Below are 12,592 nucleotides of genomic sequence, written 5' to 3'. Positions count from 1 at the left end.
ACCCCTTAGAGAACTGCTTTCGGGTAGGAACCCAGCACTTTGAGTGCCACTGCTTCCTGACTGATCTTTTCCAGCACACCTTTGATCAATGGATCGCGATGGTGGCCGACGAAGTCGATGAAGAACACGTAGGTCCATTTACCGCTGCGCGATGGACGCGTCTCGATGCGCGTCAGGTCGATGCCATTGTCGTGGAACGGCACCAGTAATTCGTGAAGCGCGCCGGGCTTGTTGCTCATGGAGACGATGATCGAGGTTTTATCGTCGCCCGTTGGCGGCACTTCCTGGCTGCCGATCATCAGGAATCGCGTGGAGTTATCCGGACGATCCTCGATCTTCTCTGCCAGTCGGGTCAGCCCGTACAGGCCTGCGGCCATGTCGCCGGCAATGGCCGCCGAGTTCCACTCACCTTTAACCCGCTTGGCCGCTTCTGCGTTGCTGGACACCGCCACGCGCTCGACATTCGGGTAATGGGCGTCCAGCCACTTGCGGCACTGGGCCAGCGACTGGGCATGGGAATAGATACGGCTGATGCTGTCAGTCTTGGTGTTTTCACCGACCAACAGGTGGTGGTGAATCCGCAACTCGACTTCGCCACAGATGACCATGTCGTGTTCGAGGAAACTGTCTAGGGTGTGGTTGACCGCGCCTTCAGTGGAGTTTTCCACCGGAACCACGCCAAAGTTCACCGCACCGGCTGCCACTTCGCGGAACACTTCGTCGATCGCCGCCATCGGCTTGCTGATCACAGCGTGGCCGAAGTGTTTCATGGCCGCCGCCTGCGTGAACGTGCCTTCAGGACCGAGGTAAGCCACTTTCAACGGCTGCTCGAGCGCCAGGCACGAGGACATGATTTCGCGGAACAACCGCGCCATCTCTTCGTTACCCAGCGGCCCTTTATTACGCTCCATCACACGCTTGAGCACCTGAGCTTCGCGCTCAGGACGATAGAACACCGGCACTTCGCCTTCGGCCAGCGAGGCCATCTTTACTCGCGCAACTTCCTGGGCGCAGCGTGCGCGCTCACTGATCAGCTCCAGGACTTTCTCGTCCAGGGCATCAATGCGCAGGCGCAGTGCCTTGAGTTCTTGCTCAGACATTAGCCGTGTTCCTTCTCGAACTCTGCCATGTACGAAATCAAAGCGTTGACCGCAACGATGTCGACGGCGTTATAGATGGAGGCGCGCATGCCGCCCACGGAACGGTGACCTTTGAGGTTCAACAGGCCACGCTCGTCGGCACCGGCCAAAAACGGCTTGTCCAGACGGTCGTCAGCCAGACGGAACGGCACGTTCATCCACGAGCGATCCGATTTGTTGATCGGGTTGCTGTACAAGCCGCTGGCGTCAATGAAGTTATACAACGTGCGCTGTTTCACTTCATTGAGCTTGCCGATGGCTTCAACACCACCCTGCTCTTTCAGCCACTCGAACACCAGACCGGACAAGTACCAGGCCAGGGTCGGCGGGGTGTTGTACATCGAACCATTATCGGCCGCGACCTTGTAATTGAGCATGGTCGGGCACATGGAACGGGCGTGACCCAGCAGGTCTTCGCGAACGATGTTGACCACGACGCCGCTCGGGCCGATGTTTTTCTGGGCGCCGGCGTAGATCATGCCAAAGCGCGAAACATCGATCGGGCGCGACAGAATGTCCGAAGACATGTCGGCCACCAGCGGAACATCACCGGTTTCGGGGATCCACTGGAATTCCAGACCACCGATGGTTTCGTTCGGCGCGTAGTGAACGTAGGCCGCGTCTTTCGACAGGTTCCATTCGTTCTGACCGGGAATAGCGAAATAGTCGTAAGGCTTGGCGGTCGCGGCAACATTCACGTTGCCGTAGCGCGAAGCTTCTTCGATGGCTTTCTGCGACCAGATACCGGTATCGATATAGTCGGCAGTGCCGTTTTCCGGCAACAGGTTCAGAGGAATCTGAGCAAATTGCTGGCTGGCGCCGCCTTGCAGAAACAGCACTTTATAGTTCGAGGGGATATTCAGCAGATCACGCAGATCCTGCTCGGCCTTGGTGGCGATGGACACGAACTCATCACTGCGATGGCTCATTTCCATGACCGACAGGCCCTTGCCGTGCCAATCAAGGAGTTCACCCTGGGCGCGCTGCAGGACAGCTTCGGGAAGTGCCGCAGGACCGGCACAGAAGTTATAGGCTCTCTTGCTCACATCCAATCTCGCTCTGATTTGGTGGTAATCACGCAATACATCACAACATCAATCGACACAGAGTCCCTGCCGAAGCAGAAAACCTGTGGGAGCGAGCCTGCTCGCGAATGCATCACCGCGGTACTGGAGGTGCACTGCGGCGCCTGCAATCGCGGGCAAGCCCGGCTCCTACAAAAAGCCCCTTCACACAGGACCCTCGTGGGTGTCGATATTTTCGTACAGGACAAACAACAAGGGGGCGAATTCTCATCCGCCCCCTGTTTGTTCGCTTACTCTTGTGGCTCTTCGTCGGCAGCGGCATCGAGTTGCTGATCGTCAACAACGTCGTCGATCACGACTTCGCCAACGAACTCTGCACCCTCTTCACCTTCCAGCTCTTCACCTTCGACTTCCGACGGCTCCTGAACCCGCTCCAGACCGACCAGTGTTTCATCACTGGCCAGCTTGATCAGGGTCACACCCTGAGTGTTACGACCCAGGCTGGAAACTTCGTCGACACGGGTACGAACCAACGTGCCCTGGTCAGAAATCAGCATGATTTCCTCGCCATCGAGCACCTGGACCGCGCCAACCAGACGACCGTTACGGTCGTTGCTGACCATGGCGATAACGCCTTGACCGCCACGCTTGTACTCAGGGAACTCGGTGATCGCCGTGCGCTTGCCGAAACCACGCGCCGAAGCGGTGAGGATCTGGCTGCCTTCTTCCGGGATCAGCATGGAAATCAGCTTCTGGCCTTCCGGCAGACGCATGCCGCGAACACCACGAGCGGTACGGCCCATGGCGCGAACGTCGGTTTCCTTGAAGCGAGTGACCTTGCCGCCGTCGGAGAACAGCATGACTTCGCGCTCGCCATCGGTAATGGCGGCAGAGATCAGTACGTCACCTTCGTCCAGCTCCAGCGCGATCAGACCGACGCTGCGTTGACGGCTGAAGGATTCCAGCGGGGTCTTCTTCACAGTGCCTTTAGCAGTCGCCATGAAGATGAAGTGACCTTCGGTGTATTCCTCGACCGGCAGCATGGTGGTGATGTATTCATCACTGTCCAGCGGCAGCAGGTTGACCAGCGGACGACCACGGGCAGCGCGGGACGCTTCCGGAATTTCGTAGGTTTTCAGCCAGTACACTTTGCCTTTGCTGGAGAACAGCAGCAGCGTGGTGTGGCTGTTGGCAACCAACAGGTGAGCAATGTAATCCTCATCCTTGACGCCAGTCGCCGATTTACCTTTACCGCCACGACGTTGAGCCTGGTACGCAGCCAATGGCTGGGTCTTGGCGTAGCCACCGTGGGAAATGGTCACGACGCGCTCTTCTTCCGGGATCATGTCACCCAGGGTCAGGTCGAGACGGGCATCGAGGATCTCGGTGCGACGCACATCGCCGTACTCGGCGCGGATCACTTCCAGCTCTTCGCGGATCACTTCCATCAGGCGCGTGGCGCTGCTGAGGATGCGGATCAGTTCGCCGATCTGGTTGAGGATCTCTTGATACTCGGCCAGCAGCTTTTCGTGTTCCAGACCGGTCAGACGGTGCAGACGCAGTTCCAGAATGGCTTGCGCCTGTTCTGGCGACAGGAAGTACTTGCCGTCGCGCAGGCCGTATTGCGGGTCCAGAGTCTCTGGACGGCAAGAATCGGCACCCGCGCGCTCGACCATGGCCACCACGGCAGAGGATTCCCAGGCGGTGCTGATCAGCGCTTCCTTGGCTTCCGACGGCGTTGGCGAGGCCTTGATCAGGGCGATGACCGGGTCGATGTTCGACAGGGCAACCGCTTGACCTTCCAGAATGTGGCCACGTTCGCGGGCTTTACGCAGTTCGAACACGGTACGGCGGGTTACGACTTCGCGACGGTGACGAACGAAAGCTTCCAGCAGGTCCTTGAGGTTCAGGATCCGTGGACGGCCGTCGATCAGCGCAACGATGTTGATACCGAACACCGCTTGCAACTGGGTCTGGGCGTAGAGGTTGTTGAGGATCACCTCAGGCACTTCGCCGCGACGCAGTTCGATCACGACGCGCATACCGTCCTTGTCGGACTCGTCGCGCAGCTCGGTGATGCCTTCAAGCTTCTTCTCTTTAACCAGCTCGGCGATCTTCTCGATCAGACGGGCCTTGTTGAGCTGGTAAGGGAGTTCGGTAATGACAATCTGCTGACGGCCACCGACCTTGTCGATGTCTTCGATCGTCGAGCGGGCGCGCATGTAAATGCGGCCACGACCCGTGCGGTAGGCTTCGATGATGCCAGCGCGACCGTTGATGATCGCGGCGGTCGGGAAGTCCGGACCGGGGATGTATTGCATCAGCTCATCGATGGTCAACTCGGGGTTGTCGATGAGGGCCAGGCAACCGTCGATGACTTCACCGAGGTTGTGCGGCGGAATGTTGGTCGCCATGCCCACGGCGATACCGCTGGAGCCGTTGACGAGCAAGTTGGGAATACGGGTCGGCATGACCGCCGGGATCATTTCGGTGCCGTCGTAGTTCGGCACCCAGTCCACGGTTTCTTTGTGCAGGTCAGCCAGCAGTTCGTGCGCCAGCTTGGTCATGCGTACTTCGGTGTATCGCATGGCCGCGGCGTTGTCGCCGTCCACCGAACCGAAGTTGCCTTGACCGTCTACCAGCAGGTAGCGCAGCGAAAACGGCTGCGCCATGCGGACGATGGTGTCGTACACCGCCGTATCACCGTGCGGGTGATACTTACCGATTACGTCACCGACAACACGGGCAGATTTCTTGTACGGCTTGTTGAAGTCGTTGCCCAGCTCGCTCATCGCGAACAGCACACGCCGGTGCACGGGCTTCAAGCCATCGCGCGCATCCGGCAGGGCCCGCCCGACAATTACGCTCATTGCGTAGTCGAGGTAGGACTGCTTCAGCTCGTCTTCGATATTGACCGGGAGGATTTCTTTGGCCAGTTCGCCCATGAGAAGCTCGATTCCTTTTTCTGGTGAAACTTCGTCACATCCATATGGGACGAACGAAGCTCGCCGCTGCAGGCTGAGTGCCATACACCGACTTACGACAAATCAACAAGAAGAACCATGGATTTGCGCAGTAAAGACAACCCCGTGGGGCTGCCTCGGAAAACGCCGGATGTTATCACAAGAGCCGCCACGCACCTATCCCCCAGACGCGCATGGAGCATAGTTAGTTGACCGATGACAGGCTTGAGGGAGACGAGAGAGGCTTAGAGCTGAGTTGAATGGAGAATTCGGGGCTGATTAAGACTGATTCATTGACTTTCAGGGCCTCTTCGCGGGCAAGCCCGCTCCTACTGGGGTCACTGCAAGCCCGCGACTCTCCGAACGACGCAGAAACTTGTGGGAGCGGCGGTGCGGCGATCCGACTTGCCCGCGAAAGCGATCTTTCAGGCACCAGAAATTATTAATGCAAACGCTTGCGGCACATCAACTGCGCCATTTTCGCGGTGTCCGGCCGCTCGACGATGCCTTTTTCGGTGACGATCACGTCGATCAGGTCCGCGGGCGTCACATCGAACACCGGGTTGAACGCATCGACATCCGCCCCGACCCGCTTGCCGCCGATCTCCAGCAACTCACGGCCGTCACGCTCTTCGATAGGAACTTCGTCGCCACTGGCCATGTTCAGGTCGATGGTCGAACTTGGTGCAACCACCATGAAGCGCACGCCATGGTGCATGGCGTTGACCGCCAGTTGATAGGTGCCAATCTTGTTCGCCACATCGCCATTGGCGGTGATTCGGTCCGCACCGACGATCACCCAGGTCACGCCTTTGGTTTTCATGATGTGCGCGGCGGCGGAGTCGGCATTCAGGGTCACGGGAATGCCTTCATTGGCCAGTTCCCATGCGGTCAAACGCGAACCTTGCAGCCACGGCCGGGTTTCGTTGGCGTAAACGCGTTCAACCATGCCTTCGATAAAGGCCCCGCGAATCACGCCCAGCGCCGTGCCGAAGCCACCCGTGGCCAGCGCGCCGGTGTTGCAGTGGGTCAGGATCGCCTGGGCGTTACCCTGGTGCTTGCGGATCAAGTCCACACCCAGCTGGGCCATGGTCAGGTTGGCTTCGCGATCACTTTCATGAATGGCGATGGCCTCTGCCTCCAGCGCCACCAGAGGGTCTGCGTCTCCCTTGAGACGATCCAGGCGGTCACGCATGCGACTCAAGGCCCAGAACAGATTCACCGCTGTTGGACGGGAATCGGCCAGTAACGCGTAATCCTCTTCCCACGCTGCCTGCCAGTCACCGCCCTCGGCAATTCGGGCGCGGGCTGACAGCACCATTCCATACGCCGCACTGATGCCAATCGCTGGCGCACCGCGCACCACCATCGAACGAATGGCCTCGGCCACACCGGCTGCACTGGTGTAGGCAATCCAGGTTTCTTCGAAGGGCAAAATACGCTGATCCAGCAGGTACAGGGCGCCATCACGCCAATCGATGGCCTTCACCTTCTCCGCAGCCAACAGTCGATCGCGCATCCCTCACCCCGCACTCAAGCACAAAAGCCGCCGATTATAGCGATCCCCCCGCGAAGACGCTCGGGTATACTTCGCCATCCTTTACAAAAGCACTGGAACCCCACCCTCGATGCCGAACACTGCCGCTGCGCTCGACCTTTTGTTGCTGCCGACCTGGCTGGTACCCGTCGAACCCGCTGGTGTTGTCCTCAAAGAGCATGGCCTGGGCATCCGTGACGGACGCATCGTGTTTATCGGCCCACGCTCGGCTGCGTTGAAGCTTAACGCAACCGAAGTCCGTGAATTGCCGGACATGTTACTCAGCCCCGGGCTGATCAACGCTCATGGGCACGCCGCCATGACGCTGTTTCGTGGCCTGGCCGATGACCTGCCACTCATGACCTGGCTGGAAAACCATATCTGGCCGGCAGAAGCCAAGTGGGTCGATGAAGCCTTTGTACGAGATGGTACGGACCTGGCCATCGCCGAACAGATCAAAGGTGGCATCACCTGCTTCTCTGACATGTATTTCTTCCCAAAGGTTGCCAGCGAGCGCGTGCATAACAGCGGTATTCGCGCGCAAATCGCGATTCCGATCCTCGATTTCCCGATCCCGGGCGCCAGTACGGCGGACGAAGCCATTCGTCAGGGCGTGGAATTGTTTGGCGATCTCAAACACCACGAGCGCATCAAAATCACCTTCGGCCCCCATGCGCCCTATACCGTGGGCGACGAAAACCTGGAAAAAATCCGCATGATCGCCGAAGAGCTGGACGCTTCGATCCACATGCACGTCCATGAAACGGCCTTCGAAGTGCAGCAATCGGTCGAGCAGCGCGGTGAACGCCCACTGGCTCGCCTCGGCCGCCTGGGCCTGCTCGGGCCGAGGTTCCAGGCCGTTCACATGACCCAGATCAGCGATGAAGACCTGGTGATGCTGGTAGAAAGCAACACCAATGTGATTCATTGCCCGGAATCCAACCTCAAGCTGGCCAGCGGATTTTGCCCGGTCGAGCGCTTGTGGCAGGCAGGCGTCAATGTGGCCGTCGGCACCGACGGTGCCGCCAGTAACAACGATCTCGACCTGCTCGGCGAAACCCGCACCGCTGCGTTGCTGGCCAAGGCCGTCGCCGGCTCGGCCACCGCGCTGGATGCTCATCGTGCCTTGCGCATGGCCACGCTCAATGGCGCCCGCGCCTTGGGGATCGAGGCTGAAACGGGTTCGCTGGAAGTCGGCAAGGCGGCCGATATGGTGGCGTTTGACCTGTCCGGCCTGGCGCAGCAACCGGTCTATGACCCGGTTTCGCAACTGATCTACGCCACCGGCCGGGACTGCGTGAAACACCTGTGGGTCGCCGGCAAGCAACTGCTCGACGACCGGCGCCTGACCCGCCTGGATGAAGAACAGTTATGTGCCACCGCCAAGGCCTGGGGCCAGCGCATCAGTGGCCGCACCGAATCGTAAGATCCCCGGACCAAACACCGGGGCAACAGGATTTTTCAAGTTTTAGAGGACTGAACCATGAGCAACGTCGACTACGCCGAGATCGCCAAATTCGAAGCCCTGGCCCATCGCTGGTGGGACCGTGAAAGCGAGTTCAAGCCGCTTCACGACATCAACCCGCTGCGGGTCAACTGGATTGATGAACGCGTCAATCTGGCCGGCAAGAAGGTGCTGGACGTCGGTTGCGGCGGCGGGATTCTCAGCGAGGCCATGGCCCAGCGCGGCGCTACCGTCATGGGCATCGACATGGGTGAAGCGCCGCTCGCAGTCGCGCAGTTACATCAGCTGGAATCGGGCGTGAACGTCGAGTACCGCCAGATCACCGCCGAAGGCCTCGCCGAGGAAATGCCCGAGCAATTCGACGTCGTCACGTGCCTGGAAATGCTTGAGCACGTACCGGATCCGTCTTCGGTCATACGCGCCTGCTTCCGCATGGTCAAGCCCGGTGGCCAAGTGTTCTTCTCCACCATCAACCGCAACCCGAAGGCGTACCTGTTCGCCATTGTCGGCGCTGAATACATCATGAAGCTGCTGCCGCGCGGCACGCACGACTTCAAGAAATTCATCCGTCCATCCGAGCTTGGCGCCTGGAGTCGCATGGCTGGCCTGACCGTCAAAGACATCATCGGCCTGACCTACAACCCGTTGACCAAGCACTACAAACTGGCGGCCGATGTGGACGTCAACTACATGATCCAGACCCTGCGCGAGGAGTAAGTCGATGCGTATCAGAGCAGTCCTTTTTGACATGGACGGCACGCTGCTCGACACCGCGCCGGACTTTATCGCCATCTGTCAGGCTATGCGCGCCGATCGTGGCTTTCCACCCATGAATGACAAATACATTCGTGACGAGATCTCCGGCGGCGCCAAGGCAATGGTCGCCGTAACCTTTTCGATGGACCCGGAATCGCCGGGCTTTGAAGAGCTGCGACTCGAGTTCCTGGAGCGCTATCTCGTCGGTTGCGCGGTTCACAGCAAGCTCTTCGATGGCATGGGCGAACTGCTGGCCGACATCGAGAAGTCCAACCTGATCTGGGGCGTGGTCACCAACAAGCCTCTGCGTTTTGCCGAGCCGATCATGCAGCAACTGGGGCTGGCCGAGCGTTCCGCACTGCTGATCTGCCCCGATCACGTGAAGAACAGCAAGCCAGACCCGGAGCCGCTGATTCTGGCGTGCAAGATGCTCGACCTGGACCCGGCCAGTGTGTTGTTTGTGGGCGATGATCTGCGAGATATCGAATCCGGTCGCGATGCCGGCACTAAGACGGCTGCGGTGACCTACGGCTACATTCACCCTGACGACAACCCGCGACACTGGGGCGCGGACGTGGTGGTGGATCATCCCCTGGAATTGCGCAAGGTTTTAGATAGCGCCCTCTGTAGCTGCTGAAAACCGGTTTCAATTCCGAAATCGGGTTGTCGGTGCTGACGCCTTCGCGGGCAAGCCCGCTCCCACATGGATCTCGCAATACCTGTGGGAGCGGGCTTGCCCGCGATGGGCGCGCCGCGATCTGTGTTCTGTTTTAGTTGAGGTTTCTTATGTTTGATTATTCCGCCCGCCCTGAATTACTCAAAGACCGGGTCATTCTGGTCACCGGTGCTGGTCGCGGCATCGGCGCGGCGGCTGCGAAAACCTACGCAGCCCATGGCGCCACCGTATTGCTGCTGGGCAAGAGCGAAGCCAACCTGACTCAGGTTTATGACGAAATCGAAGCGGCCGGGCATCCACAGCCGGCGGTGATTCCGTTCAATCTGGAAACCGCCCTGCCCCACCAGTACGACGAACTGGCCGCCATGATCGAAACCGAATTCGGCCATCTCGACGGTTTGCTGCATAACGCGTCGATTATTGGTCCGCGCACGCCGATCGAACAGCTGTCCGGCGAAAACTTCATGCGCGTCATGCATGTCAACGTCAACGCCATGTTCATGCTCACCAGCACCCTGCTGCCTCTACTAAAGCTGTCGCAGGACGCCTCGGTGGTGTTTACCTCCAGCAGCGTCGGCCGCAAGGGGCGTGCCTATTGGGGCGCGTATGGCGTGTCCAAATTTGCCACTGAAGGCCTGATGCAAACCCTGGCCGACGAAGTGGACACCGTGGCTCCGGTACGTTCCAACAGCATCAACCCGGGCGCCACGCGCACCAGCATGCGGGCCCAGGCTTACCCAGCGGAAAATCCGCTCAACAACCCGACCCCGGAAGAGATCATGCCGGTCTATCTCTACCTGATGGGCCCGGACAGTACCGGCATCAATGGCCAGGCGTTCAACGCCCAGTAACACCGTGCGTCGCTTTTGTGCCGTGCCGATTTCCCGGCGCGGCACACAAAGTGCGCCACAACCATACCCCCTTGCCAGTCAAACAACTGTCACACATTTCATCACCCGCCCTCGCCATCGAATTCAACCTAATGATTTATATAGACTTTTATCTGAATGAACCGAATGGCACGACTTTCGCTCTAAAGCTGCTCAGACAGCAGTGTGAAAGCAGACGGGCGGACGCTTGAGTCGATAGTTCATTGATCTTCGGCGAAGCGGACTAAACTTGCGGCATATGTCCTACGGGACTGATGGACCAGTATGTCGCGCAGCCCAAAGCCGCTCTCACCCAGCCTGTAAGACTGCTTTACTGCTTAGGGGCTTACGCCATATGAAATCACCTTCCCAGTCCAACGCAATTGACTTCGACACTGCCAAATTGCAACGCCTGGGATTTGGTCAGCAGCCTCCCCTTCTGGAACGGCCCGTCAACCTTGCGCAATTGCGCCAGCAACTGGGTCAGCAGCTGCAAACCAGTCTTGAGCCACAACGCATTCTCGGACTTTTCTTCCGCGAAATTCAGCGCCTGGTGCCACTGGATGCCTTGACCTATCAGCATCAAGCCAGTGACTTGCGCCTGGAGTTTGGTCAGCGTGGTCATCACTCGGTCAGTTACAGCCTCAGCCATGAAAGCGAACAGCTCGGTGAACTGGTGTTCCGGCGCAATGAGCGATTCAGCGAGCTGGATCAAGGCAATCTGGAGTCGTTGCTGTCCGCACTGCTCTTCCCGATGCGCAATGCGCTTCTTTACCGAGCCGCTACCCAAAGCGCATTGCGCGATCCGCTGACCGATACCGGTAACCGCATTGCCATGGATCAGACCCTGGAACGCGAAATCGAGATGTCGCGACGCCACTTGATGCCTTTGTCATTGCTGATGCTGGACATCGATCACTTCAAAAACGTCAACGACAGTTATGGCCACAATGCGGGCGACGATGTGCTCAAGGCTGTCGCCACCGCGATCAAAAACCAGTTGCGCAATGTCGACATGGTGTTCCGGTTTGGTGGCGAAGAGTTCCTGATCCTGCTGTCCAACACCACGCGGGAAGTAGCAGCCATGGTCGGTGAGCGACTACGGGTGGCAGCTCAGGCCCAGGAGTATCAGGCCGATGGCAATGCCATAGAGCTGACCGTCAGCCTCGGATGCTCGACCCTGCTGCCTGGCGAATCTGCCGAAAGCTTGTTGCGGCGGGCCGACAGTGCGCTGTATGTCGCCAAGCGCGAAGGACGTAACCGGCTGACGATGGCGGGTTGAGTTTTCGCAACACCGCATAACCAATGTGGGAGCAAGCCCGCTCCCACATTTGGTTTGTGTTGCCTATGGATCAGCTTTCAGCCAGCGCCATGCGCTCACGCAGCACCGGTGCTTTTTCCGAATGCTCAAGCTGCATGCAGCGCTCCAGAAACAGGTGCATGTAGTCGTAGCTCTTGCACACTGCCTGTCGCAATTCCACTTGCAGGGATTTGCTCGGGTTCATGCCCGCCAGGGTACAGATGATCTCCAGTGCTTCCCATGGATGGGCATCGTCATATTGGGCATGCATCTTTAACCACTTCATGGCTCGCTTGCGATCTTCTTCCGGGAATGCCGCGGCGTAGACGCCACTGGAGCAGACCAGGGCCGACCACTCTCCAGTCGCGCCTTCAATGGCGTAGTTGGTCGCAGCGATGGCCACGATCAACGAATCGGCCGAACTGGTGTGCCAGCACCAATGGCTCAAGGCATGAAGTTCGGGGGCAACCTGTTGCGCTTGCAGGTCTTCCAGGCTGACCCCATGAGCCCGACTCCAGTGCACCCAATAATCGGCATGGTTCAACTCCACGCGAATATTGCGCATCAGCCAACGACGCGCCATGTCTTCGCCGGGATGACGGGCAAAACGAGTCTTGGTCAGGTTCTGTGCCATGTATAACGCGAACTGTTCAACAACCGGCCAGCCACCAATAAGGTACTGGCGCATGGTTTTTGCGCTGAGTTTGTTGTCTCGCATGCGCTGATACAGTTCGTGTTCAACAACCCGGCGCTTACTCTCGCTGCAATCCTTGATGAGCTGCTGAGCCCAGGCGGGATAACTTGCCGCTTCCATGAGTGGTCCGGTTCGGTTGAATGTGTCGATCACTGTCGAGCTCCTTTT

At 58.8% G+C, this 12,592-nt stretch carries 10 protein-coding genes; 5 read left to right on the top strand and 5 right to left on the bottom strand.

All coding sequences use genetic code 11. The features are described from left to right. Positions 1-5 precede the first annotated feature (5 nt). The 4 genes from pheA to mtnA form a co-directional block, all read right to left on the bottom strand. The gene (gene pheA / locus ACWGZX_RS22415) at positions 6-1,100 is read right to left on the bottom strand and encodes a prephenate dehydratase (RefSeq protein ID WP_033055815.1); all 1,095 of its coding nucleotides are present in this window, start codon (positions 1,098-1,100) and stop codon (positions 6-8) included. After that, positions 1,100-2,185, bottom strand: a complete 1,086-nt coding sequence (gene serC, locus ACWGZX_RS22410; protein ID WP_452625470.1) for a 3-phosphoserine/phosphohydroxythreonine transaminase — start codon at positions 2,183-2,185, stop codon at positions 1,100-1,102. Before serC ends, pheA begins: the two co-directional genes overlap by 1 nt. A gap of 269 nt (positions 2,186-2,454) precedes the next feature. Continuing rightward, positions 2,455-5,109 (bottom strand): DNA gyrase subunit A, encoded by a 2,655-nt coding sequence (gene gyrA / locus ACWGZX_RS22405; protein WP_007945812.1) that lies wholly within the window; start codon positions 5,107-5,109, stop codon positions 2,455-2,457. Between the two features lie 460 nt (positions 5,110-5,569). Beyond that, positions 5,570-6,646, bottom strand: a complete 1,077-nt coding sequence (gene mtnA, locus ACWGZX_RS22400) for an S-methyl-5-thioribose-1-phosphate isomerase (protein WP_452625469.1) — start codon at positions 6,644-6,646, stop codon at positions 5,570-5,572. 109 nt (positions 6,647-6,755) lie between these two features. Between mtnA and ACWGZX_RS22395 the strand changes: the two genes are divergently transcribed. The 5 genes from ACWGZX_RS22395 to ACWGZX_RS22375 all read left to right on the top strand — a co-directional run bounded on the left by ACWGZX_RS22395 (position 6,756) and on the right by ACWGZX_RS22375 (position 11,712). Continuing rightward, positions 6,756-8,090 (top strand): TRZ/ATZ family hydrolase, encoded by a 1,335-nt coding sequence (locus ACWGZX_RS22395; RefSeq protein ID WP_452625468.1) that lies wholly within the window; start codon positions 6,756-6,758, stop codon positions 8,088-8,090. A gap of 57 nt (positions 8,091-8,147) precedes the next feature. Beyond that, positions 8,148-8,846 (top strand): bifunctional 2-polyprenyl-6-hydroxyphenol methylase/3-demethylubiquinol 3-O-methyltransferase UbiG, encoded by a 699-nt coding sequence (ubiG, locus tag ACWGZX_RS22390; protein ID WP_007945809.1) that lies wholly within the window; start codon positions 8,148-8,150, stop codon positions 8,844-8,846. A gap of 4 nt (positions 8,847-8,850) precedes the next feature. Beyond that, positions 8,851-9,522: an N-acetylmuramic acid 6-phosphate phosphatase MupP gene (gene mupP / locus ACWGZX_RS22385; protein WP_452625467.1), complete on the top strand. Its 672-nt coding sequence runs from the start codon at positions 8,851-8,853 to the stop codon at positions 9,520-9,522. Positions 9,523-9,671: 149 nt separating this feature from the next. Then, positions 9,672-10,412: a YciK family oxidoreductase gene (locus ACWGZX_RS22380; protein WP_452625466.1), complete on the top strand. Its 741-nt coding sequence runs from the start codon at positions 9,672-9,674 to the stop codon at positions 10,410-10,412. Positions 10,413-10,785: 373 nt separating this feature from the next. Next, positions 10,786-11,712: a GGDEF domain-containing protein gene (locus ACWGZX_RS22375; RefSeq protein WP_452625465.1), complete on the top strand. Its 927-nt coding sequence runs from the start codon at positions 10,786-10,788 to the stop codon at positions 11,710-11,712. A 70-nt stretch (positions 11,713-11,782) separates the two neighbouring features. Here ACWGZX_RS22375 and ACWGZX_RS22370 read toward each other — a convergent pair whose 3' ends face one another. Next, positions 11,783-12,544, bottom strand: coding sequence for a TenA family transcriptional regulator (locus tag ACWGZX_RS22370; RefSeq protein WP_452629052.1), 762 nt, complete (start codon positions 12,542-12,544; stop codon positions 11,783-11,785). Between the last annotated feature and the right edge of the window lie 48 nt (positions 12,545-12,592).

The organism is Pseudomonas sp. CLCA07, assembly GCF_053615335.1.
This window is presented reverse-complemented; position numbering and strand designations above follow the sequence as displayed.